The sequence below is a fragment of the Dactylosporangium siamense genome (assembly GCF_016862795.1).
Taxonomy (GTDB): domain Bacteria; phylum Actinomycetota; class Actinomycetes; order Mycobacteriales; family Micromonosporaceae; genus Dactylosporangium; species Dactylosporangium siamense.
In genome coordinates, this window is the sequence record NZ_BONQ01000182.1 from 1 (window position 1) to 24201 (window position 24201).

A 24201-nucleotide genomic window follows, 5' to 3' on the forward strand; every position below is an offset into this window, starting at 1 on the left:
GGCGGGCGGCCGCCACGGCCGCACCGGTGCCGGGTCATGCACGACGATGTGCAGCACCCTGCTGGTGCAGCAGACCGCGACCCGGTCGACACCACCGGCGTGTTGCAGCGCGTTCGCGGCGAGCTCACCGAGCAGCAGCTCGGCATCGTCGAGCAGGTGCGGCCGGGGCGGTCCGTCGAGCAGACCTGGCACGACGCGCCGCAGCCAGGCGCGGGCCTCCGAAGCCACGGCGGCATCGTCGCGGCGCGCGGGTCTCCACTGAGCCTCGCGCCCACGCTCATGGAGCATCGTTGCCTCCTCACCACGCCGGTCCTCCATAGAGCTACCCGAATATGATTCGGATATCCGGCCGGGACGGCTCGCGCGATCGCAAGGAGCTGGATCGGCCGTCTCGGCGTTCAGCTACCACGGACGGCCCTCAGCACCACCCGATCGATGTCGACGAAACGGTGACCGGCCGGGTCCTTCCTCAAGGCCGCTGACGAGAAGCGGTCCCCGACCGAGGGGCCGGGGACCGCGACAGAGCCTCTTCGTGCAGCGGTGATCCTTACAGCGTGCTGCGGCGGCCACGGCCCGTGACGGCGGCCACGATGGCGACACCGATCGCGGCGACGATCACCTGGACGACCAGCTCGCCCCAGTCCACACCGGGGGTGTCGGTGGAGACGCCGATGGCGTTGGCGACGACGGTGCCGACCAGCGCGGCGACGACGCCGACAACGATGGTCAGCCAGATCGGGAAGTTCTGACGGCCGGGGACGACGAGCCGCCCGAGCGCACCCACGATGAGGCCGACGATGAGTGCGGTGATGATGCCGGTGACGGTCACTGGTTCCTCCTCGTTTCCTGTCTGCGGCATCGATGTACCGCTTCACAAGAGGTCTGCCCATGCTTGCCCGCCGACAAACACCAGCCAGTGACCGGCACGCATGGACGTCAGCCGGCGAACCGCGGTTTACGTGGCCCGGTCGACGGGCCATCCCTCGCCGGCCACGGTGGGCGGTGCCTCGCTGGCCTCCGTGCGGGTCATCGTGCGCTGCTTGGCTTCCAGGGCGTCGATGATGTCGTGGGCGACGTCCTTCGCCGGACGCATGGCGTCGATGGAGATCAGGATGCCGCGTTGGCGGTACCACGCGATGATCGGGTGGGTGACCTCGTAGTACACCCGCAGCCGGTGCCGCATCACGTCCTCGGTGTCGTCGGAGCGGCGCTCGACCACGGCCCGCGCGCGCAGCCGCCGCAGCAGCTCCTCGTCGTCGGCCTGCAGGTGCAGTGCCACGTCCGCGGTCATGCCGAGTTCCAGGCCGATCTCATAGATTGCCCGGGCCTGCTGCATGGTCCGCGGCACCCCGTCGAGGACGTAGCCGCCTCCGGCTGACCTCGCGGCCACCAACGCCTCACGGATCATGGTCGTGATGATCGCGTCCGGCACCAGCTCACCGCGGTCGAGGTGGGCCCGCACGGCCCGGCCCAGTTCGGTGTCGCGGGCCACGTGGTCGCGGAGCAGGTCGCCGGTGGCGATGTGGGGAATGTCGAAGTGATTGGCGATCACCGTGGCCTGGGTACCCTTGCCCGCGCCGGGCGGCGCCACCATCAACACGCGCATGGGTCGTCCTTCTGGTCGTCGGGCGTTGCCCAGGCCGATGCGTCCCTCATCTCAGTGACCAGGGTATGCACGCCGCCAACCGGACGGTTGTCCACCCGGCGCTCAGGTGCTCCTGCGCCGCGGTGCCGGCCTGCCATCCCGGTTCCGTTCACCCGCTCGGCCGCGCTGGGTGGACGGTGGCAATGCCGTCGCGGAGGTGCGGCTCGTACACGACGTAGCGGGACTTGCCCTGGAGTTTCGCCGCGTACATGGCCAGGTCGGCGCGGCGCAGGAGGTCGCCGGCAGGCGTGTCGCCGGTCTCGTGGAAGGCGACGCCCACGCTGGCGGCGGGTCGGGCCGTCTGGGCGTCGATCACGATGTCCTGGCCGAGCGTCCGCACGATGCGTTCGGCGATGGCGATGACGCCGGGCAGCGGCACGGAGTCCAGGAGCAGGGCGAACTCGTCGCCGCCGAGCCTCGCGGCGGTGTCTCCGCTGCGGGTGCAGGTGTTGAGTTGGTCGGCGACCCGGACCAGGACGGTGTCGCCGGCCGCGTGTCCGAGCCGGTCGTTGATGTCCTTGAACCCGTCGAGGTCGATGTACAGCACGGCGAGGGGCGCCGGTGTGCGCAGCCGCACGAGCAGCGCCTGGGCGAGCCGGTCCTGGAAGAGTGCCCGGTTGGCGAGTCCGGTGAGCGGGTCGTGGAAGGCCAGGAAGCGCAGTTGCTCCTCCCGTTGCTGCAGGTCCACGACCATCTTCTGCAGGTCCCGCGTCAGCACGACGTTGTCCCGGAGCGCGACGATCTGGCGGGCCACCACGAACATGACCAGCAGCGTGACCAGGACCAGCACGACGGTCCCGACGCTGCCGTGGATGATCTCGAGCGCGACGGCCGAGACAACCGCGACGGCCAGCGGCAGGTACGGCAGGGCGAGCCAGACCGAGGCGAGGCGCTCGTTGGCGGCGGTCGGGGCCGCCCGGGCGCGGCGGGCTCCGTGGGCGACGAGCATGAAGCCGACGATCCAGCCGACGTTGGCGAAGGTGCCGGTGCTCCACTGCCCGGACTGCGACAGGTAAGCGAACCCGCTGTCGGCGATCGCCAGCCCGAGCATGCCCAGGCCGACGAGCCCGAGCGCGGCGCGGTTGCGGCGCTCGGACCGCCCGAGCACGACGAAGACCATGCTGGCGATGGCGACGTCACCGATCGGGTACGCGAGTGCGACGGCCTGCGCGAAGGCGCTCTGCCCGGGCACCTCGAACGTCGGGCCGAGGACGGTGACCCAGCTGACGACGAGCAGCGATCCGGTGATGATGACCCCGTCGAGGAGGACCCGGATCCCGCTGCGGCCCAGCCGGGCGAGGGCGAACACGCCGGCGACGGACAGCGGCACCAGCGACAGGAACCCGGCGTCGGTGCCCGACGGGAACGGGACCGGGTAGATGTGCCGCAGCACGTACGACTGCCACACGACGTTGGCGGCGGCCCAGCAGAACATGCCCGCGCCCAGCAGCGACCAGCCGGCCCGGTCCGCTCCCGCGGTGCGGCGTCCCGCCCGCAGGCACGCCACCCCGGCCACCGCCGCCGTAACCGTGGAGATGACGCCGCCGCCCACGGTCGCCTCGATGCCACCGGGCGGCACGACCGCCGTCCACCCGAAGAACCCGACGAGCGCCAGCACCGACAGGACGACCGGCCAGCGCGGTGCGGCCGGACCGCGGCCGGGACGGCCAGGCGGCGTGGTCCCGGCGTCCTCGGCTCCGGCGTTCGTCGCCACGATCACACGTCCTTCGAGCTGATCGGTTCGCAGTGCGTCTGCGGTACTGATCGGCGCGCAAAACGGACAGTTGAGCGGCAACGTGGTTGTTGTCGCAGTTCCCAGCCGATGGCCGGGCCGGAGGTTTCCCGGGTACCGCCGTGTGGAATCCAACTCTGCAAGGAACCCGTCCTGAAGAGGTGGCAGCCATGCCGGCATCCGATCCCTCCGGTCTTGCATCGATGGGAGCGTGGCTGCGTGATGACCCCTCGCTCGTCCGGTTGGAGACGCTGAGCCAGGAGGTCCGGGAGCTCGCGCTCGATGCGGGGCTGGACCCGGACCGGCACCCGGTGCTGAAGGACCCGACCTGGCCGAGCCGGCTGCGGGCACGGGCCGCCGCGCCGGTCACGGTCATCGTGATCGGGCAGGTGTCCTCCGGCAAGTCGACGTTCGTCAACTCGCTGCTCGGCCGGCGGTTGCTGCCCAGCTCGCAGGACCCGACCGACGGTGTCGTGTCCGTCCTGCAGGCCACGGAGCCCGGTGCGCCCGAGCGGGCCGAGCGGGTCACCGGCGACGGGCGCGTGGAGGCGTTCGCGTCGCTGGAGGACGGTGTCCGGTTCCTGGCCCGCCAGTCGACGGGTGCGCGGGAGCAGCTCGACTGCCGCGAGGTCAGGCTGTTTCTCGACGAGCCGATCCTGGAGAACCTGCGCCTGGTGAACACGCCGGGGCTCGGTGACCGGCTCGCGGCGTTCGAGCGGGTCACTCTCGACTGGCTGCACGACGACGCGTCGGACCTGGTGATCTGGACGTTCTTCCCCGACTCCGCGGCCAACCGCGGCGAGCTCGGGGTGTTCGCCGACGCACTGACGCGGCGGCGCAACGCGGTGCTCGGCGTGGTCACCCGGTCCATGGAGGACCACGAGGACGAGCCGGACTTCGATCCGCGCACCGACGCGCAGCTCGCCGGTGTCGTCGCCCAGTTGCGGGCGCATCTCGGCGACTACCTGCACGACGTGGTCCTGTACGACGCCTACCGGGCGCGGACGCTGCTGCGGCAGGCGCAACGCGATCCCGAACGGGTGCACGACCCGCGGTTCGCGCTGGGCCTCGAGCGGTGCGGGTATGCGGAGGTCCGCCGGGTCCTGACCCGGCTCGCCGCCGACGTCGACGAGCGGCGGATGCTGCTCATGCGGCAGTGTGCCGGCACGGCCGACGCGCTCGCCGTCGCCGCCCACGCCGCCGAGGAGGTGTTCACCGGACGCGCCCGGATCCGCGCGGATCAGCTGGCCGCGTTCCAGCGGGTGGAGCGTGAGGTGATCAACCCCGTGCACGACGTGCTGGACGCCGACCTCATGACCATCGCCGACCGGTTCGCCGCCGAGCTGGTGCACCTGCACACCGAGGCCGCCACCGACGTCATCGCCGCCGAATTCACCCTCACCGGGTCGCTGCTCGGCAGTGCCGCCTCGGCGCTGTCGCGGGTCACCGCGCGCGGCACGCAGGTGGACACCGTGTCGCAGCGGCTGAACCGGGCGATCGAGGCGGAAATGGAACGCAAGCTCGCGGCGACGTCGTTCCAGGAGCGGCTGCACACAACCACCCGCAGCATCGTCCAGCGCCGGCTCAACGCGCTCGCCGGGGAGCTGCGGGTCACGGTGGCGGACCGCCGCCCGAGCACGCAGACCACCGGCACGATCGACGTGCGCCCCGTCGGCGGCATGGCACAGCCTTTCGTCGAAGGGATCGTCAGCCACGTCGTCGGTACCGTCGCAGAGGCCGCCGCCAAGAGCCTCGTCGGTGGTGCCAGCGCCGCCATGGGGCGCAGCGCGATCGAGCAGGTCGGCACGGCGGTGGCCGTCGGCGCCGCCCGCACCGCCACCACCTCCACCCTCGCCAAGGCCGTCGGCGTCTTCACGGTCGTCATGGTGCCGCTGGACGTGCGCAAACTGTTCAAGGACTTCAACGAGGGCAAGGCGCGCCTCATTCAAGGTATCGCCGCCACGTACGACCGCAGCCGGTGGCTGTACGCGGGCCGCATCCGTGACACGTTGGCGCCGATCGCCGACGCGGCGGTCGACGACCTGCGGCTGGCGGCCAGAGCGGGGCTCGTCCCGGCCGACTCCGACGAGCACCGCTGGGCCGAGCTGGCGGCCGCCGCCGGCAACGCGGCCAACGCCATGCAGAGCATCAGGGAGACGTTGACCCGTGCGGCAGCCGGCCTGCTGGAGCCGCCGTCCGGCCGCCATCCGGCATGACCGCCGTCGACCACGCCGGGGCCGCCGCCGCATGGTGTCTGGCGCAGCTCGACGCCGCTGTCACGCTCGCGGAGACGGCGGCGGCGCTCGCGGAGACCCCGTGCCCCGCAGCGCAGCAGCTGCACCGTATGCGCGAGGACTGGGCCGACACCACCCTGCGGGTCGCGGTCGTCGGGGCCTCCTCCACCGGCAAGAGCACGCTGCTGCAGCACCTCTTCGGCCCCGTGCCGCTGCCGACCGGACGCACCGCGACGACCGCCGCACTGACCGCGCTGCGGCACGGCCCGGCCGCGATCGCGGAGGTCCACCTGCGCACAGCCCTGACGATCGACACCGACTCCGACCACCCCGACGGCGCCACCGACGACGTGCGCCGGGCCCTGGCCGCCTGGTGCGCGGACCCGGACGCGTTCGGGCTGCTCGGCGCGACCCGCGCCGCGACCCCGCTCGCCGCGGCGGACCTCGACACGGCCGGGCCTCTCGGCCGGATCGACGTGACCTTCACCGCGGCTCCGCCACTGCGGTTCGACCTGACCGACGCCGAGGACGTGCGCGGGTTCGCCGCCGCCGTCACCGACCCCGTGCACGCGCTGCGGGTGTCCAGCGCCGTGTGCCGGCTGCCACACCCCCGGCTGCACGGGATCACGGTCATCGACACGGCCGGGTTCTGCTCCCCGTCGCCCCTCCATGACCAGCTGTCGGCCGAGCTGCTGCAGCGGCGACCGGACATCCTCGTCGTGCTGCTGGACGCCCGCCGGCCCGACAGTCCCCCGAGCCACGACGCGCTCGCCGCCATCCGCCCGATCGTCGCGGGTCGTCATGCTGCACGGCTCGTCGTCGGGCTCACACACGCCGACCGCGCCCTGCGCAGCCACCTCGACGACCTCGACGTCGACCTCGACGACACCACCCCGGACGAGCGCGCGGCATTGATCGACGGTTTTCTCGCCACCTCGCGCCGCCGGACCGCCGCCCTCCTGGTCGACCAGCTCGGGACCGACCCCGCGGCCATGCCCGTCATCGTGCCCCTCGCACTGTCCCGCAAGGCGCCGCCGGAGCTACGGCAGCACGTGGAGCAGCTGTGGACGCAGGTCGAACAGCTCGGCAGCGCCACGGCCGACCCCGGCACCTGGCTCGCCCGTAGCCGAGCGGCCGCCGCCGTGATCCAGAACCTGGCGCGGTTCTGCGCCCAGCAGCACCAGGCGCTGCGATCGGAACACACCGAGCTGCGGCGCCAGGCTGACGAGGTACGCCAACGCGGCCGCTCCAACCTCGCAGGCCACGCCACCGCCCGCGCCGCCGTGGCCCGTGCGGTCCGCAGCATCCGTGCGGCCGTGATCAGCGAACGCACCACGCTGCTGCGCACCATCGATCAACTCCGCAGGGACAAGGACTTCCGCCGGTACCTCGCCGAGGACTACCCCGATGCCCTGCACCGAGCGGTCGCCGCCGTCCGCGGCGTCGCCGAGGCACACCACGAGGAGCTCCGGCGGCGGTTCATCATCCCCGGCCTGCTCTCACCGATCCTGCTCGACGACCGCGGGCTGCGCCCGGACGCGCGCACCACCGCCGCGGCGCGACGCCGGATCTCCGGGTTGTCACACCGGATCAAGCAGGGCTGGAGCCTCGCGCTGGGCAGCATCGCCGACCTCGCCGCCCGCGACCTCGCCGCCGCGCGGACGGCACTGAGCGAACACGCCTACCACCAGCTGAACCAGGTCGGCCTGCACCTGGAGCACTGGATCAACCACATCAACCGCCTCCTGTCAGCGGACCTCGCCACCGTCCGCCGCCACGACCACCACCACCGCGCCCACCTGCACGACCTCACCACCCGCATCGAGTCGACCCAGCAGCGCGCGGACCGCCTGCGGTCATGCACCCGCGACGCGGAGGCACTGCTGACCGCGCTCCCGCAGTGACGTCGGCGGCGCGCCGGAGCGTGACTTCTCCTCGACGGGAGCGCCGATAGCGGTATCGCATCCGGTGTGCCGGTCACGAGATCCCGGGTCACCACGGTGGTGACCCGGGCCTTCGCTCGTCAGGGCCCGGCCATGCGTGAGACGTTCAGCTCTGGCGTAGCGCCGGCAGCGGCACCGGCACCCCGAGCGCCTGCGCGCCCGCTCCGACGCCGCCCTCGCACGTGTTGGGCGGTGCGGTGCCGATGCCGCGCGTCGAGGGCCGCTCGGCCGCCCAGAACATGAAGCCCAGCATGCCCGAGGTGGTTCCCGCACCGTTCGGCGCGGCCGTCTGCACGTACGGCGCGAGGGCCTTGGTCACCGACGTGCCGTAGTTGGTGCACTCCGGACGGACCTTGCTGCCCTCGGCGATGTACAGGCCTCCGGTGAACTTCGCCGGCGCGAGCGGCGGCACCGGCGGACTGTACTGCGACTTGCCGTCGATGTGCTCCTGCCAGTTGCTCTGCGCGGTCGCCGCCGACGGCTGCCGCGCCGACACCATCGCGTTGGCGAAGTCGAGCACCGGGGCGTCGGTGCGCAGCCAGTCGGCGCTGGCCTTGCGGTTGATGTCGATGAGCCAGCGGTCGCCGGCGGCGACGTCGATGGTGAGCCGCGCGGCCGGGTCGGTGCCGGCGGCGTTGTACGGATGGACCGCCCGGTACGCCGAGATGAAGTTCTGCAGCTGTGTCAGGTTCGGACCGGTGTTCTGCTCGTAGTCGATCTCGATGCCGACGCCGAACTGCGTCGCCACGGCGGCGGCGCGCTGCCCCAGCAGGGTGCCGTTCTGCGCCAGCGCGGTGTCCCAGTCGCCCGTGTAGGTGATCCCGCCGATGGAGAACATGACCCGGATGCCCCGGGCCGTGAAGTAGTTGACGATCTCCTGCGTCATCCCGCGCGGCACGCCGTTGATGTTGCCGGCGTCGGTGGTCTGGTTGAGCAGCCGCAGCGGGTTGACGAAGCTCAGCACCACCAGGTTCACGGACGGGCGCCCGTCGCCTCGGTTGATGAGCCAGTGGTTCTGGCTGTCGAACTCGGCCGCACCGCGCACGGTCCCCCACAGGCAGGCGTCGTTGCTGCAGTGCCACGCGCCGAAGACGGACACGGGTGTGACGGCCGCGGCGGCGGGCGCCGCCGGGCCGGCCAACGAGGACAGCGCCAGCAGCAGCGCGGCGAGCAGTGTGCCCGCGCGTCGACGTGATCGGACCGACCGCAACATCGTGGACCTCCAGGCTGACTGAAAAGTATCCTTACTGAAACAGCGGCGCCGGCGGGGCCGCCGTTACACGCCCCGCCGGTTCGTATGTCGCGCCACTGGGCTACGCCGCCACTCCGAGCGCTCGCTGCACGACAGCTTCACATCGACGAGGGCCGCACGAACGTCGGCATCGCGAGGCGCCTGTGGCTGACCGACCGTACCGTCGAAACGCACGTGAGCAGCATCATCGCGAAACTGGGGCTGTCCGACACCGACGAGGACCACCGCCGCGTCCTGGCGGTCCTGGCCTGGCTGGGCCGCCAGTGACCGGCGTTGACCGGTGGATCGAGGCTGAGCGCCTCCCCTGTCAGCGCACCGGGGTCAGCGCATCGGGGTGATCGCCGGCGGAACGTAGGGCGGGTTGTTCGGGTCGGTGTTGTCCTTCGGCCCGTAGACCCGCAGCATCACGTTGAACTGGTTCTCGTCCACCGGCAGCCAGTTCGCCGGGGCGAAGCCCGGGGGCAGGACCCGCGTGATGGCGATGGCGATCGACCCGTCGGGGGCGGTGTAGAGCCCGGGCGTGTAGCTGGCGACGACAAACTTGGTCTGGCCCGGGATCAGCTCGACGGTGTCCGGCGTATAGGCGGTCAGCGACCAGAAACGGCACGCGTCCGGGATCTGGTCGGCGCGGAACGTCAGCACGTAGCTGTTCGTGCCGGCCAACGGCCTCTTCTGCGCGTCGACGAACGCGTGCCAGTAGCCGGCGGCCTTGGCGTTGTTGCCGAACTGGATGAACTCGTTGCCCGAGGCGCGGTTCACGTAGTCGGTGCCCCACTGGGCGAAGTTCGTCGGGTGGATCCAGCCGGTCGTCCCGGCGCTGCCCTTCCAGTTCGCCTGGATCTTCGTCCAGGCCGCGACGACGGCGTCGGTGACCGCCTTCATCGGTTTGGGGTCGCCCGCGTAGTCGGCCACCTTCGCGGCCAGGTACAGCTCGTCGAACTGCTGGGCGAGGTTGTGGTCGTCGGTGCTCATCGGGTAGGTGCTGTGGTCCTGCACGCCGCGCTGCATCATGTCCAGCAACGCCCGCGGATCGTGCTGGGCGAGGTCGTCGGCGTCCTTCTTGGTGCTCACGGCGAAGTTGGACAGCGGCAGGATCAGGGTCGCGCCACCCTTCGGGCAGATCAGGTAGTCGCGCAGGGTGGTCATCCGCAGCCCTGCCCGGAACGCCGTCGCCAGGTCGATCGTGTTCTTGCCGTCCTTGTACTTGTCGGCGCGCAGGTTCCAGATCGTCACCGGGTAGGGCACCGAGACCGGCGGGATGCCCTCGGGCAGCGGCCCCTCCCACTCGTGCGGGACCAGCGCATAGACGCCGCCCTGCGGCTGGTTGGGGATGTGCACCGACACGACGTTGCCGAACACGTCCAGCACCAGCAGCGAATACGTGATGCCGTTCGACTCCGGAATCGTGAGGATCACCGGGCCGTCACGCAGGTCGACGAACGCCGAACCGTACAGGGTGTCGTCGTTGATGGCGACCACCGAGCGGTACTCCGGGCCCATGCCGTCCGGGCCGACGAGGGTGTTCGCGCCGTGCTTGTTCCATAAGAACGTCTGCTGGTAGTACGACAGCGCCCGCGGCCAGAACCGGATCACGTATTCGTAGGTCGTGTCGTCCGCGATGCCGTGCGGCGGCTTCGGCTTCGACTTCACCGGGTGCCGGCTCGGCGCCTCAGTCGATGGGTTCACGTTCGTCCTCCTCGGTTGCAGGGTTGCGGGGAGGACGGACGCTGTCGTCGCGCAAATACGGTGCGTCGGTTTTCTGACACCGACAGTCAGATCATGGAGTCGTCCCAGAGATGGGAGCAAATACCGGTCGGCTGGTTCCGCGGCAGCAAACCTGCCGCGGAACCAGCACCGGCCTCCCCCTACGCCGAGGGGGAGCACGCGACCGCTGCCGGCTCCGCCAAGCCAGACGCGATCAAGCGGCACGTCGTTGTTCGAACTTCATCGTGCAGGCCGGTCTTTTCCGCCGTGTGAACAGCGACGAACAAAGGATCGACGCACCGTATGAACACGGTCACACTGCGGGTGATGTGGAGGGCGGCCGGTTTCCGGGGTTGAAGAGCTGGTCGGCTGCGTCGGGGGTCATGGGGTGGGCGAGGTAGTCGCCGCGGGCGGTGTCGCAGCCGAGGTCGTGGAGGGCTTCGAGCTGGTCGCGGCTTCGGACGTCGGTGGCGGTGACGGTGCGGGCGAGGTCGTGGAACATTTCGATGAGCCAGGCGAGCGTCGTGGTGCTCGACGCGTAGGTCGGCAGGTACACGTCGACGCCGTTGAGGAGTCGGGGGTCCAGCAGGACGGTGCTGATCGGGGAATCGGCGAGGTTGGCGGGGCCGCCGGTGTTGTTGACCGCGATGTGGATGCCGTTGCGGGCCAGTCCGTCAAGGGTGAAGGCGACGGCGTCGCTGGGGTCGCGGAGGGCGTCCTGCGCGACCGCGAGCTGCAGCCGGTTGGGTGGCAGGCCGCTGGTGTCGAGCGCTGCGGTGACAGTGCTGAGGATGCCCGTATCGCGCAGTTGTGCGGTGGTGCAGTCGATGCTGAGGATCGGGGGTTCGGGGGTGGCCTGCCAGGTCGCGGCCCGGGTGCAGGCCACGTGCAGGAGGTGGACGCTCAGCGGTGCGAGGATGCCGATGCGTTCGGCGAGGTCGAGGAGTTCGCCGGCGGGTACCGCCCCGAGGTTGCGGTGTCTCCAGCGCGGCGTGGCGTGCATGCCGACGATGGTGTTGTCGCGCAGCCGGATGATCGGCTGGTAGGCGAGCGTGAGCTCGCCGCGCCGCACGGCGTCCGGCAGGGCATGGGTGAGCTGGTGGCGTCGGACGTCGCGGGCTTCCCGGGCCGGCTCGAACAGTGTCCATGACGTTGCCGGGTTGTCCCGCCGCGTCCACGTCAACGCCATCGCCGCCGTTCGCAGCAGGTCACCGGAGCTGCCCGCGGCGGTGGGGCGTTCGACGATGCCGGCTGCTGCGGTGATGGACAGGTCGTGTCCGCCGATCCGGCGCGGGTGCCGCAGCAACCGCAGCGCCATGTCGGCGGCCTTGACGGCGTCGTCGGGTCCGGTGGTGTCCTCCACGACGAGGGCGAAGGTGTCGCCGCCGAGGTGGGCGAGATAGTAGTCGCGGTCCGTGGCCACGGCGCGGAACCGTCGTGCGGTGTCCTGCAGGAGGCGATCCGCTGTCGTGGTGCCGAAGGTGTCGTTGATCGCGCTGAACCGCTGGATGTTGAGCAGACACACCCCGATCCGGGAGGACGGTTTCCTGGCGATGACGATGTCGAGGTAGGCGGTGAGTGCTGCCCGGTTCGGCAGTCCGGTCAACGGGTCGTGCAGCAACGCGTGCCGGACCTGTCGTTGCAACTGCTGCTGGTGGGTCCGCCATGCCTCGCGCTCGTCCCGGCTGATGCTCTCGGCCGCGTCGCGGACCCGGTCCCGCAGGGTGGTGGTGAATCCGAGCGCGAACTGCTCGATCAGCACGATGAGCCGGGCAATGGGTTCGGGTCCGGTGAGCTGGAGGTCGGTCAGGAGCCGCCGGCGCAGGACGCCCATGCTGGCTGCCATGACGCGCGGGTCGGACATGGCGTTGTGGACGAGGTCGACGCCGACCCGGAAGCCGGCATGCGGGTCGGCGACAGGGCCGGTCAGTGCGGTGAGCAGCTGCCGGGTCATGGCCTGGAGCAGCTGGGTGCGGCGTGCCGTGCCGCCGGGAACGAAGTTCGTCCTCGGCAGGGCCTGCGCCCAGGCTGCGGCGAACGCGACGACTCCATGGTCGGCACCGAGCCGCATGTGCGCGCGCCTCCGTTCCGCCGCGGGCTGGAACCGGCAAGGTTCTCCGACTCAACAGTCTCGTTGGTCGTGGCTGTTGAGTGCCACCCCGTCCACCGATCGGGTGACCGGGGCCGCCCCGGCGTCAGCGGTGGGACGGGCAACCGCTGCGACTCAGCCGGTGGCGGACCTGCGGGCCACCCCGCCGACCGCCGACCGCTGTGGGGGTTCGTCGGCGTCCTCGGGGTCCGGGTGCCAGTCGCTGATCGGCACCAGACCGGGTTCCAGCACCTGCCAACCGCCGAGCAGGCCGGCCACCTGAGCGGGGGTGCGTATGCGCAGTGAGGTCGGCGTGCGCTGGTAGAGCTGTCGCACGTTCTCCTGCGCCGGCGCGTTGACCGCCGGCACCGCGTGGGAGACCGCGAGATGACTGCCTGCCGCGGCGGCATCGGCGAACTGCTGGAGGATGCCCGCCGGGTCGTCCGCGTCGTCGATGAAGTGCAGCACAGCCACCATCAGTACCCCGACCGGCTCGGAGAAGTCGATCAGGTCGAGCACCTCGAGATGGCCGAGGATGTCCTGCGGTTGCCGCAGATCTCCCTGGACCGCGGTGGCGTACCGGTTGTCGGCCAGGATCCGCCGGCTGTGCGCGACGGCCACCGGGTCGATGTCGACATACACGACCCTCGCGTCGGCGGTCGCGCACTGCACCACCTCGTGCACGTTGCCCAGCGTCGGGATGCCCGAGCCGATGTCCAGGAACTGCCGTATCCCGCGACCGGCCAGCCACCGCACCGCCCGGCCCAGAAAGGCGCGGTTGTCGTGTGCGAGCTGCAGAACGCCCGGCCACACGCGTTCCGCCTCGTCTGCGAACCTCCGGTCGACCTCGAAGTTGTGGAACCCGCCGAGCGCGTAGTCGTAGACCCGGGCCGCGTTCGGCGTGGTGATGTCGACCCCGTCGGGCACCCACTCCGGCAACACCATGAGATCCCCTCTCCGAGCACCGCCAGGCGATCAGCCTCGCACACGTTCGCCGCTTCTCCGCCTACCTGCCGGCGGCGCGGCGATGATCGTGTTCGGACAGCGCGCCGAGTCAGGCTGCGGCGGGGGTCAGATCACGGGTGCGGATCCAGTCGGTCACGTCCGAGGCCGGCATCGGGCGGGCGTAGTGGTACCCCTGCGCGATGTCGCAGCCCAGGGCCTGCAGGGCGGCCACGTGCGCGGAGCCCTCCACACCCTCGGCCACGACGGTCATCCCGAGGTTGTGGCCGAGTTCGATGGCGCCGCGGACCAGGACGGCGTCGTCGTGGTCGGTGTCCATGTGCAGGACGAAGGCGCGGTCGACCTTCAGTTCGTCGACGGGCAGCTGCTTGAGGTACACCATTGAGGAGTACCCGGTGCCGTAGTCGTCGATCGACAGGCGGATGCCGAGGTCGTGCAGCTCCCGCAGGGTCGCCGTGGCGAGGGCGGGGTTGGCCATGACCGCCGACTCCGTGACCTCCAGGCGCAGCAGGGCGGCCGGCACGTCATGCCGGGCGAGCATCGCGGTGACCTGGGCGACGAGGTTCGCGTCGAGCAGGCAGCGGGGCGAGAGGTTCACCGCGACCGGGATCTCCAAGCCGGCGTCGAGCCAGGCGCGGACCTGCGCGAGGGTGTGGTGCAGGACGTATCGGGTGAGGCGGTTGATGAGGCCGGTGTTCTCGGCGACCGGCACGAACTCGCCGGGCGCGATCGGGCCCCGGGTCGGGTGCTGCCAGCGCACCAGGGCCTCGACGCCGCACAGTTCGCCGCTGCCGAGGCGGACCTTCGGCTGGTAGTGCAGCGACAGCTGGTCGGTGGCGTCCAGGGCGCGGCGCAGGTCACCGAGCAGCAGCAGCCGGCTGCTGTCCTCCGTGTGCAGGGAGGACCGGTACGCGACCACGCCGGCTTTGGTGTCCTTGGCCGCGTACATGGCGATGTCCGCGCAGCGGAGCAGGGCCTCGGCGGTGCCGGCGTCCGTCGGGGCGTGTGCGATGCCGACGGACGCCTCGACATCGACGGTGACGTCGCCGAGGTCGAAGCTGCGGTGCAGCTCGTGCTGCAGGCGCTGGGCGAGTTCGGTGGCGGCTTCGGGGGCGGTGCCGGGCAGCAGCACGGCGAACTCGTCGCCGGCCAGACGGGCCACGGTGTCACCGGCGCGGACGGCGGCCCTGGCGCGTTCGGCGACCTGCCGCAGCAGCTCGTCGCCGTAGTGGTGGCCGAGGGTGTCGTTGACCTCTTTGAACTTGTCCAGGTCGAGCATGAGCACGGACGGGGCGAGCTGGGCGTCGATCGCGTCGGCGGCCCGGGCGATGAACAGGCTGCGGTTCGGCAGGCCGGTCAGCGCGTCGTGCCGGGCCCGGTGCTCGCTGTCCGCGGCCTGGCGCACCAGGCGGCGCTGGTAGCCGGCGGCGACGAGGGAGAACCCGGCGAGCGAGGCCAGGCCGGCGGCGAAGGTGCCGATGGTGGCGATGAAAACAAGGTGTTCGACGGCGTCGAGGCGGTCCGCGGCGCGGGCGGCGGCTGTGGCGTGCTCGGCGGCGGCGTTCTGCACGAGGTCGTCGATCGCCGCGGAGGCCGGGTCGACGACGGTGACGTCGAGCCGTTGGACGAGCACCGCGTCCTGGACGTCGACGGCGTTGAAGAGCTGGCTGATGCCGTCGTCGTACTGTCGCTGCAGCGCCGCCACCCGGTCGGCGAGGGCACGGTCGGCGCCGTCACCGCGGGCCCGGATCTCGGTCACGGCGGCGTCGAGGTCGGCGACCGCGTCGGCGTGTTCGGCGCGCCGCGCCAGCGTCGGCTCCATCCGGTAGTGCTGTTCGGCGATCTGCTCCTGGGCGAGGGCGTCGTGGGCGCCGTCGTAGGCGTCGGCGAGCTCGTAGGCGACCCGCGACTCCGTGGCGGCCTGGCGGGTGGCGACGGTCCCGAAGGTGCTCACCCCGGTCAGGGCAAGCAGCACCACGGCCAGACCGGCCATGGCGAACCGCCGCCTGCGCTGCGAGCCGATCACCGACACTCCCCCTGCCGTTGCGGCACCCCGGGCCAGGGCCGCTGCATCCAGCATCTTCGGCGGCCGGCGGCCCGTCATGATGACCAGCTGGTTGTCAACCGGATGCAAATGCGGTCACGCTGTGGCGTGTGTGATGCCGTTCGCTTCATATCCTGACCGGGTGACCGATCTGAGCGTGCGGACACCGGAGCATCGGATGAGGAGCACGTCGTATGGGTGGGACCAGTAGCGCGGCGCCGGACCGCGGGCCCGACCGGTCCGACACGCGGCCGCTGCTGCGCATCTGCCTGGCCATCTTCGGTCTGGGCTGCCTCTGGACCGCGTGTTTCGCAGCGGGACTGCCGGTGCCGCGGGTGCTCATGTGGCTGACGGTGCCGGCGACCAGCGTCGTGGCCGGGTTGACCGCACTGCGGGTCGCGAACGCCGCGGGCATGCACCCGGCTGCCCGGCGGTTCTGGCTGCACATCACCGTCGTGGAAGTGTTGGTGGCGCTCGGCGCGTCGCTCATGACCGCGGCGACGTTCGCCGGCCTCACCGACCGGCCGCTGCCGTTCATCGGCGCCGCCGTGCCGCTGCTGTCGATCGGTTTGCTGTTGGTGATGTGGGCGTTGCTGCGCCTGCCCGTCGGGCACCGCAGCCGCAGCGAGTGGCTGCGCCTCACCCTGGATGGCGCGACCGTCACCGCCGGCGCGGCACTGTTCCTGTGGCACCTGGCGCTGCGACCCCTGGTCGCCACGCATGCAGACGTCGGCAAGTTCCTGGGCATGCTGCTGATCGCGATCCTGTGTCTGCTCGCCCTCGTCGCGGTCATGAAGGTCGTCCTCGTCGGCAGCGGCCCGGTGTCGGCCGGCTCGCTGCGGCTGCTCGCCCTGACGATCCTGATCGGCTGCCTCGCCTCGGCGGCGGCGCCGATCACGAACCAGCCGCGGTGGCTCGGCCTGCAGCCGATCAGCATCATCGTGAACATGCTCGTGGTGTGCGCGGCCGCGCACGTGCAGCGGCGGTCCCCCGACGACCCGCCGGACGGCCCGAGCAGCACGCGCCCGCGGCGGCGGTACTCGTTCCTGCCCTACGTGGGCGTGGGCGCGACGTCGCTGCTGCTGGCGGTCGAAGGCATCCGCGCCGGCACGGGACACCAGTCCGACATCGCGGCCGTGGCGTGCGGCGCGATCGTCATCACCGGCATGGTCGTCGCCCGGCAGTTCGTCGCCCTGCGCGACAACGCCCAACTGCTGGATTCGGTACGCCGGCACGAACAGCAACTGGAGCACCAGGCCACCCACGACGTCCTCACCGGCCTGGCCAACCGGGCCGCGTTCAGCGGCGTCGTCGACACGACCCTGGACGAGCTCGCCGAGCCCGGCGGCATCGCGGTCGTCCTCATCGACCTCGACGACTTCAAAGAGGTCAACGACACCCTCGGCCACGCCGTCGGCGACGAGGTCCTCATCGCCGTCGCGGCCCGCCTGCGCACCGCGGTGCGGGGCGACGACGTGGTGGCCCGCCTCGGCGGCGACGAGTTCGCCGTCCTGCTGCGCCACGCACCCGACGACGCCGCCGGCCGGGCCGCCGAGCGGATGCTGTCGCTGCTGCAGCAGCCGGTCGTCGCCGCCGGCCACCAGCTGCTCGTGCACGCCAGCATCGGCGTGGCGCACGCCCGACCCGGCGACGACCTGGGCGCGGTGCTCCGCAACGCCGACATCGCGATGTACGCCGCCAAGGACCGCGGCAAAGACGGCTACGTCGGCTACACCCCCGACCTCGCGGCCCGCATCCAGACCCATGCCGAACTGGCCGCGGACCTCCGCGACGCGCTCGACACCGACCGGCTCTTCCTGCGCTACCAGCCCATCGTGCTGCTCGACACCGGCGCGATCTTCGGCGCCGAGGCGCTGCTGCGTTTCCAACATCCCACCCGGGGCCTCGTCCCACCGTCCGAATTCATCCCGATCGCGGAGCAGTCCGGGCTGATCGTCCCGATCGGCCGCTGGGTCCTGCGCGAGGCGTGCCGGCAGGCCGCCGACTGGATCCGCCGGCACGGCACCGACGCGCTGCAGTCCATCACCGTGAACGTCGCCGGGCGGCAGCTGCGGGACCCGAGCTTCGTCGACGACGTCGCCGACGCCCTCGCCACCGCCGGTCTGCCTCCGGAACGGCTGCTCATCGAGGTCACCGAGACCGCCGTCCTCAACGACGGCCCGGCCATCACCGCCCTGCATGAACTGCGCCGGCTCAACGTCCGCATCGCGCTGGACGACTTCGGCACCGCGGCGTCATCGCTCGGGCTCCTGCTGACCTGCCCGGTCACCACGTTGAAACTCGACCGCAGTTTCGTCGAGCAGATCACCACCGTCAGCCGGCAGGCAGCCGTCGCGCAGGCGGTCGCCCACATCGCCAAGACCCTGGACCTGCAGGCCGTCGCGGAGGGCATCGAGACCGCCGAACAGGCGGAGCTGCTGCGCCGCCAGGGCTACCAGCTCGGCCAGGGCTACCTCTACGCCCGGCCGCTCGCCCCCGAACAGCTCGAACCGCTCCTGCTGAAGACCCGGCTCATCAGCACCCCGTGAAAAACCGGCCCGCCACACTCAGGGCAGCGCGGGCTCCGGTGCTGCCTCCCGCTGCGCTGCGCGCAGGGCCTGCCGGGCATAGGATGTGTTGGCACCGGCGTGCACGAGTGCAACGCGGCGCTGCTCACGGGACGGCGTGGTGGAGTCGGCCAGGCCGGTCGCGACCGTGGGCACGGCCCCGGCGGTGCCCACGGTCAGCAGCGCCGCACGCTCATGGAAGTCCGCTGCCGTGCGGGCCGCCTCGGCTCGCTGGCGGCGAGCCATCAGTGACCTTGTCCCCGGCAAAGGAAGCACGACAGGAGTCGCCTGAAGTCGTGCGGGTGCTCGATCGCCGGCACGTGCCCGCATCGCCCGAACACGTACAGACGGGCATCGGCCAGATGTTCGAGCAGGGGCAGGGCTGCCGTCCCGATCGGGGTGACCCGGTCCTCGGCGCCGTGCCATGGTGGCCAAGATGCGCAACATCGGGGAGTCCTGCATCGCGGCCAACCGGATCTACGTCGAGGAGCCGGTGCACGCGGAGTTCACGGCACGCTTCGCCGAGCGGATGGGCGCGCTGCCGGTGGGCCATGGTCTCGACGACGGCGTGGACGTCGGGGCGTTGATCGACGAACCCTCGGTCGCAGCCTGCGCCGTGCCGTCAGGGACGGAGGCGACACGGACGCGCGCGCAGACATGTCCTATGGGTCCATGCTCGCCGGGCTCGCATTTTCCCACGCAGGCAACGCGGCCCCGCACGCTTTCCAGTACCTCATCGGCGCAGCCACCCACACGCCGCACGGCCTGGGCGTCGGGCTGCTGCTGCCCTACGCGCTGGACGCGGCCAAGGATGCCATCGGCGACCGGTTGACCGTCCTCGCCGGGGTGTGCGGGCTCGACGTGACCGACGCCTCGGATGCGGAAGGCGCAGATACGTTCCTCACCTGGCTCGACGGGCTCCTTGCCGACATCGGCATCCCTGCCACCTTGGCGGACATCGGCGTGGCACGCGCCGACCTCCCGCGCTTCGCGGAGATGGCCGGTGGCATCACCCGCTTGATCCAGAACCATCCAGGCCCGACCGACACCGCCAGCCTGACCGCGATCCTCGAAGCGGCCTGGATCGGGGACCGGACCTACCAAACAGATCTCAGGCGGCGAGGACGGTGATGCAGGCACCGACCGGGATGGCCGGTCGGGCGCCGAACCGAGGCCCGCGGATCGCGGACCGCGGATCGCGCTCGATGCGGGTGTCCGGGAACGGTCGTCGATGGCATGAAGTAGGTCGAGGCGCCGGGCTGGTCGTCGGTGTGGCGGAAGCGCCGTGAAGATGGCCGGCCCGGTCGCTCCGGGCGTCAACGCGGTGGTTGGCCGTGGTCGAGGATGCGGAGCTGGAGCATGGCGGCGAAGCGCTGATCCGGGTCGGTCAGATCGAGCCCGCTGACCTCGGTGATGCGTCGTAGCCGGTAGCGCAGGGTGTTGGGATGGATGAACAGCGCGTTCGCGGCGGCGGTCACGTCGCCGAGGGCGTCGAGCCACGCGCGCAACGATTCGACCAGGCCGCTCTCGCCGTCGATGTCGTAGTCGATCAGCCGGGCCAGGGCGCCACCGGGCCGCTCGCCGCGGGCCGCCGCGATGTCGCGGAGTTCGAGGACGAGTGACTGGGTCTGCACGTCGTCGAGGCGGGCCACGCGCCGGGCGCCCGGGCTATCGGTCAGCACGCGTAGCACCCGGTCGGCGACCGCCCGCGACTGGACCAGTTCGCCGATCTCCTCGGCGAGCGGGCCGACCGCCGCGACCACTGGTAGCTTGTCGCCGACCCGGTCGGCGAACTCAGTGAGCACCCGCAGCGCGCGTTCTTCGGCGTCGCCGGAGCGGCGCGGCACGTGCAGGAGCGCGTAGACCACCCGGCCGACGGGCGCGACCACGGCCTGAGGGACGGTCGCGGTGAGGTACACCGACATCGCGTCGGCGAGCCGTTGCTGCTCGGCGGCGCGTTCGGCGTCGCGTTCGTACTCCGAGGGCAGCGCGGCCGCGATGACCAGGACCGGCTTGCCGCTGAGCCCGACGCGCGCCAACGCGTCGCGGGCGGCCGGGCCGCCTTCAAGGGCGGTGCTGACCAGGTCGGTGCGGAGGCGTCGCTGGACGTCGGCGCCGGCGCGGAGGCGGAGCAGGTGCAGCGCGACCAGGTTCGCCGCCTCGCCGAGAGCGGTCGACCGCTGGGCGGTGATGTCGCCGTCCATGACCGCCCAGATGGATCCGAGGATCTCGTCGCCCGCACGGACCGCGATCGCGACGCGTTGCTTGGTCAGGCTCTCGTGGCCGAGCGTCCGGGGATCGACGATCACGGGGCCGCGCTGGCGGTAGAGATCGCGGAATACGCCGGCCTCGGTGAGTAGCCGGGCATAGCGGTCGGGCACTTGGCGGCCGATCACCGTCTCCACGCGCGAGGGGTCTGCCTCGTCCTGGCGGCCGGAGAAGGCGAGGACGCGGGAGCTGCGGTCCTCGATGGTGACGGGGGCATCGAGCAGCGCGGCGACCGCGTTGGCCACGGCGAACAGGTCTCCCGAGGGAAGGCCGCCGAGGGATTCCTGGTCGGTGACGGCGACGTCGTCCTCGGCCAGGACGGATCGTAGGAGGGCGATCAGCTGGGTCCAGGTGGCCCCCCGCCGAAGGCCGATGAGCGCGATCCCGCTGCGATCGATCGCACGCCGCAGTTCGTCGCCGATCGCGGTGGAGCGGATCACCAGCCCGACCGCGCCGCCGGCTGACACGCGGTCGATGACCTCGGGAAGCCGCGCGGCGTCGATTCCCGGGCCGAGGACGAGCGCGCGCGGCTGGAAGATCGGCTCGTCGGTGGGGTCGTCGATGACGACCCCACCGATCTCGCCGCGGTGGTCGGGATCGCCGTGCAGCAGTTCCAGCAGCGTGTCGCCGAGGTCGCCGAGCACGCGGCCCAGGCTGGCTCGCGGTCGCTGGGTCACGGCTCGCAGCTTACGCACGGGCGTCGGCGCCGGTCAGAATTCGACCGTTTCGACCGCCGTCGTGACCTCGTCGAGGATCTCCGGAATCGGCGTGACACCCAGCCCGGGGCCGGTCGGTACGCGGATGTGACCGTTCTCCAGGACCAGCGGTGGGGTGATGTCGACCCGGTAGAACCGCCCGGAGGCGGATATGTCGCCGGGCAGCGTGAATCCGGGGAGGGAGGCGAGTGCGGCGTTGGCCGCCCGTCCGAGCCCGCTCTCGATCATTCCGCCGCACCACACCGGCACGCCGTGGGCCGCCGCGACGTCGTGGATCGCCTTGGCCTCCAGGTAGCCGCCGACCCGTCCAGGCTTGATGTTGATCACCTGAGTTGCGCCGAGGCGGATCGCGGCGGCGGCGGTCTGGGCCGAGACGATGGACTCGTCGAGGCAGATCGGTGTGCGCACGACCCGGGCGAGGTCGGCGTGGCCGAGCACGTCGTCCTCTGGCAGGGGCTGCTCGATGAGCAGGAGATCGAAGTCGTCGAGTTTGGCCAGGTGCCGCGCGTCGCGCAAGGTGTAGGCGGTGTTCGCGTCCACCTGGAGCAGCATGGCGTCGCCGAACTGTTCCCGGACGGCGCGGACCGGCTCGACGTCCCAACCCGGCTCGATCTTGAGTTTGATCCGGCGGTAACCCTCGTCGAGGTAGCCGGCCACCACGTCGAGCAGCGCCGGGATGCTCTCGAAGATCCCCACCGACACCCCGGCCGGGACCCGGTCGACCACGCCGCCGAGTTCGCGGGCGAACGATCGGCCGGTTTCCCGCAGTTCGGCGTCGAGGACCGCCATCTCCAGGGCGGCCTTGGCCATGCGGTGCCCCTTGAAGTGCTCGAGCCGCCGCGCCACCGCCGGCGCGCCGAACTCCTCGACGGCCGCATTCCCCTCGTCGGTGGCCAGTGCCGGCAGGAGGAACCGCCGGAGTACGTCGCTCTGCCCGTCGACGTACTCCGGCGAGTACGCCGGATCGACCAGCGCCACGCATTCGCCCCAGCCGTACCCGGCGTCGGTGATCACTTTGAGCAGCAGGATGTCGCGCTGGTGCTGGGTGCCGAACGAGGTGCGGAACGGGCTGACCAGCGGCATCCCGATCCGGCGCAGCTCTACCGCGCGGATCTTCATCGCGTGTCTCCAGTCGAGGTCGGGGGTTCGAGGTGGTAGCCGGCGGCGCGATCGAAACCGACGACCCGCCAGCCTTCGGCCAACAGCGGGTGCAGGCGGTCGCGGACGCGGATGCGCCAGGCCCGGGCGCCGGCGTGGTCGCCGGCCCGCATCGCCTCGATGTCGTCGGGCAGCGCGACATGGACGGCGCGGTCCGACGGGCTCGCCCCCGGCAGCGATCGGCCCGAACCCGCGGCCCGGGCGGCCGGTGACTGAAGCTCCCAGCGCACCAGAACCCGATCGGAGTCGTCGTGCCCGTTGATCGCGTCGTTCATCGGGCCGTAGAAGTTGGTCAGGTACTCCACCGGTCGCGCCCCGAGTTTCGCGATGTTGAAGTATGCGTTGCGGGCCACCAGCGGGTCGTAGGTCCATTCGATCGTCGCGATGCCGCGTTTCAGGGCCCAGGTTCGCTGGTGAAGTTTCAGCGCGTACCCGACGCCGCGCCCGACCTGACCGGGGAGCACGCCGGCGATGTGGCTGTGCAACGCGCGGGCCTCGGGCTCCTCGTGGAAGCCGACGCAGCCGCCGACCATCCGCCCATCGCTGTACGCGCCCACGACGTAGCTGCCCGCACGGCTCATGGCGCGCAGCAGTTCGCCGGACATCATCGGGACCGATGATCCCCAGATCTCGGTGAGCGTGGCGGCCAGCGTGCCAAGTTCGTCGACCTGGGTGAGTTCGCGCAGCTCGGTGCCGGCCTGAGCGGCCGCCTTGGCCCAGCCGGCCTCGGCCTCGGCGACGTCGCCATGGTGTTCGTCCCGGCTCATGGGCCTTCCTCCAGAAGTTCGGCGACCAGGGCGTGCAGCAACGCGCACCGGTCGAGGAGGCGGTCGACAAGGACATGCTCGTGGTCGGCGTGGGCTCCCCCGCCGACGGCACCGAGCCCATCCAGGGTCGGCGTGCCGACCCCGGCGGTGAAGTTGCCGTCGCTGGCTCCGCCGACGGCGGCCGTCGACAACGGCGGCAGGCCGAGCCGCTCGACGATCCGGTGCGCACGCGTCGCCGGCTCCGCGCTGGAGGACGCCTCCAGCGGCGGCCGGTTGATGCCGCCGGAGACGCTGACCTCCGCCTCGGGCAGCACCGGGGTGAGCGCGCGCAGCGCCGTGTCGACCCGCTGCTGCTCCTCGGCGGTCCAGGCTCGCACGTCCACGGTGAAACCCGCCGTGGCGGGGACGGTGTTGGCGGTGGTGCCGGCGCGTGCGACGGTCGGGGTGACGGTGGTCCCGGCCCGGGGATCACCGAGCGCCGCGACGGTGAGCAGCTGGTGGGCCAGCTCCACGGCGGCGTTGACGCCGTTCTCCGGCTCCAGCCCGGCGTGGGCCGCGCGACCGGCCACGCCGACCTCGTACAGCGAGACGCCTTTGCGGGCCACCTTGAGCGCGCCGCCGTCGGCGGAGGCTTCCAGGACCAGAGCCGCCGTGGCGCCGCGTGCGTCGTCCTCGACGAGCTGCCGCGAGGACGGCGAGCCGAGTTCCTCGTCTCCGGTCACCAGCAACGTCACGCCGTTGCGATCGGTCAGGCTCGCCACCACGTGGATCGCCATCACGAGCCCGGCCAGCATGTCGAAGCAACCCGGCCCGCGCAGCACGCCGGCTTCGACCCGGAACGGGATGCGTTCCAGCGTCCCGATCGGCCACACCGTGTCATGGTGACCGAGCAGGAGGACCCGCCCGGTGGTCCGGTCCCCGAATCGCCATCGCAGGTGGCTCCAGCCGTCGATGGTGATCCGTTCGGGGGGTTGGCCGAGCCGGGCCGTGCCGATCTCGGCGACCAGGTCGGCGGATCGGGCCACCGCCGCGTGGTCGGCCGACGGCGACTCGCATTCGACGAGCCGTCGCAGATCGACGAGCAGGTCGTCGAGGTCGACCGGTGGTGGTGTGCTCACG

18 protein-coding genes and 2 pseudogenes are annotated in these 24201 nt (G+C 71.5%); 6 read left to right on the top strand and 14 right to left on the bottom strand.

The window, feature by feature from the left end; genetic code table 11:
• From Dsi01nite_RS52710 to Dsi01nite_RS52725, 4 genes and pseudogenes are all read right to left on the bottom strand, one after another.
• Window positions 1–228: pseudogene (locus Dsi01nite_RS52710) on the bottom strand (hypothetical protein); the annotation flags it as partial.
• Window positions 229–547: 319 nt separating this feature from the next.
• Entirely contained in the window at window positions 548–829 is a 282-nt protein-coding gene (locus Dsi01nite_RS52715; RefSeq protein WP_239137096.1) for a GlsB/YeaQ/YmgE family stress response membrane protein, read from the bottom strand.
• Between the two features lie 126 nt (window positions 830–955).
• Complete coding sequence (locus Dsi01nite_RS52720; RefSeq protein WP_203854081.1) at window positions 956–1606, bottom strand: adenylate kinase; 651 nt, start codon at window positions 1604–1606, stop codon at window positions 956–958.
• A 148-nt stretch (window positions 1607–1754) separates the two neighbouring features.
• Entirely contained in the window at window positions 1755–3359 is a 1605-nt protein-coding gene (locus Dsi01nite_RS52725; RefSeq protein ID WP_203854082.1) for a GGDEF domain-containing protein, read from the bottom strand.
• A gap of 188 nt (window positions 3360–3547) precedes the next feature.
• Here Dsi01nite_RS52725 and Dsi01nite_RS52730 point away from each other — a divergent pair, with 188 nt between their 5' ends.
• Window positions 3548–5593 (top strand): dynamin family protein, encoded by a 2046-nt coding sequence (locus Dsi01nite_RS52730; RefSeq protein WP_203854083.1) that lies wholly within the window; start codon window positions 3548–3550, stop codon window positions 5591–5593.
• Window positions 5590–7515, top strand: a complete 1926-nt coding sequence (locus Dsi01nite_RS52735) for a dynamin family protein (protein ID WP_203854084.1) — start codon at window positions 5590–5592, stop codon at window positions 7513–7515. Before Dsi01nite_RS52730 ends, Dsi01nite_RS52735 begins: the two co-directional genes overlap by 4 nt.
• 145 nt (window positions 7516–7660) lie before the next feature.
• On the opposite strand, the gene Dsi01nite_RS52740 is transcribed toward Dsi01nite_RS52735, so the two are convergent.
• Window positions 7661–8767: a glycoside hydrolase family 18 protein gene (locus tag Dsi01nite_RS52740; protein ID WP_239137099.1), complete on the bottom strand. Its 1107-nt coding sequence runs from the start codon at window positions 8765–8767 to the stop codon at window positions 7661–7663.
• An 84-nt stretch (window positions 8768–8851) separates the two neighbouring features.
• On the opposite strand from Dsi01nite_RS52740, the gene Dsi01nite_RS58625 reads away from it, so the two are divergent.
• Window positions 8852–9073, top strand: coding sequence for a LuxR C-terminal-related transcriptional regulator (locus Dsi01nite_RS58625; protein ID WP_203854085.1), 222 nt, complete (start codon window positions 8852–8854; stop codon window positions 9071–9073).
• 54 nt (window positions 9074–9127) lie between these two features.
• Here Dsi01nite_RS58625 and Dsi01nite_RS52750 read toward each other — a convergent pair whose 3' ends face one another.
• From Dsi01nite_RS52750 to Dsi01nite_RS58630, 4 genes are all read right to left on the bottom strand, one after another.
• Window positions 9128–10492, bottom strand: coding sequence for a DUF1214 domain-containing protein (locus Dsi01nite_RS52750; RefSeq protein WP_203854086.1), 1365 nt, complete (start codon window positions 10490–10492; stop codon window positions 9128–9130).
• A 331-nt stretch (window positions 10493–10823) separates the two neighbouring features.
• Window positions 10824–12581, bottom strand: coding sequence for a bifunctional diguanylate cyclase/phosphodiesterase (locus Dsi01nite_RS52755; RefSeq protein WP_203854087.1), 1758 nt, complete (start codon window positions 12579–12581; stop codon window positions 10824–10826).
• A gap of 153 nt (window positions 12582–12734) precedes the next feature.
• Complete coding sequence (locus Dsi01nite_RS52760) at window positions 12735–13544, bottom strand: SAM-dependent methyltransferase (RefSeq protein WP_203854088.1); 810 nt, start codon at window positions 13542–13544, stop codon at window positions 12735–12737.
• A 109-nt stretch (window positions 13545–13653) separates the two neighbouring features.
• A complete protein-coding gene (locus tag Dsi01nite_RS58630; protein ID WP_203854089.1) occupies window positions 13654–15696 on the bottom strand; it encodes a putative bifunctional diguanylate cyclase/phosphodiesterase in 2043 nt (680 codons plus the stop codon).
• Window positions 15697–15800: 104 nt separating this feature from the next.
• Here Dsi01nite_RS58630 and Dsi01nite_RS52770 point away from each other — a divergent pair, with 104 nt between their 5' ends.
• Window positions 15801–18155, top strand: coding sequence for a putative bifunctional diguanylate cyclase/phosphodiesterase (locus Dsi01nite_RS52770; protein WP_203854090.1), 2355 nt, complete (start codon window positions 15801–15803; stop codon window positions 18153–18155).
• An 18-nt stretch (window positions 18156–18173) separates the two neighbouring features.
• Here Dsi01nite_RS52770 and Dsi01nite_RS52775 read toward each other — a convergent pair whose 3' ends face one another.
• Window positions 18174–18419 carry a hypothetical protein gene (locus Dsi01nite_RS52775; protein WP_203854091.1) on the bottom strand — a complete coding sequence of 82 codons (246 nt, stop codon included), beginning with the start codon at window positions 18417–18419 and terminating at the stop codon, window positions 18174–18176.
• 190 nt (window positions 18420–18609) lie between these two features.
• On the opposite strand from Dsi01nite_RS52775, the pseudogene Dsi01nite_RS58070 reads away from it, so the two are divergent.
• A pseudogene (locus Dsi01nite_RS58070) lies at window positions 18610–18720 on the top strand (aldehyde dehydrogenase family protein); the annotation flags it as partial.
• A gap of 62 nt (window positions 18721–18782) precedes the next feature.
• On the top strand, window positions 18783–19304 hold the full coding sequence (locus tag Dsi01nite_RS52785) for a dehydroquinate synthase/iron-containing alcohol dehydrogenase family protein (protein WP_239137118.1): 522 nt from the start codon (window positions 18783–18785) through the stop codon (window positions 19302–19304).
• Between the two features lie 185 nt (window positions 19305–19489).
• Here the strand turns inward: Dsi01nite_RS52785 and Dsi01nite_RS58075 are convergent, their stop codons facing one another.
• From Dsi01nite_RS58075 to Dsi01nite_RS52805, 4 genes are read right to left on the bottom strand one after another with little or no spacing between them, the layout of a single operon-like run.
• A complete protein-coding gene (locus tag Dsi01nite_RS58075; protein ID WP_239137101.1) occupies window positions 19490–21118 on the bottom strand; it encodes a PucR family transcriptional regulator in 1629 nt (542 codons plus the stop codon).
• 33 nt (window positions 21119–21151) lie between these two features.
• Window positions 21152–22276: an o-succinylbenzoate synthase gene (gene menC / locus Dsi01nite_RS52795; RefSeq protein ID WP_203854092.1), complete on the bottom strand. Its 1125-nt coding sequence runs from the start codon at window positions 22274–22276 to the stop codon at window positions 21152–21154.
• On the bottom strand, window positions 22273–23082 hold the full coding sequence (locus Dsi01nite_RS52800) for a GNAT family N-acetyltransferase (RefSeq protein ID WP_239137103.1): 810 nt from the start codon (window positions 23080–23082) through the stop codon (window positions 22273–22275). Before Dsi01nite_RS52800 ends, menC begins: the two co-directional genes overlap by 4 nt.
• The gene (locus Dsi01nite_RS52805; protein ID WP_239137104.1) at window positions 23079–24200 is read right to left on the bottom strand and encodes a M20 family metallopeptidase; all 1122 of its coding nucleotides are present in this window, start codon (window positions 24198–24200) and stop codon (window positions 23079–23081) included. Before Dsi01nite_RS52805 ends, Dsi01nite_RS52800 begins: the two co-directional genes overlap by 4 nt.
• Window position 24201 lies beyond the last annotated feature (1 nt).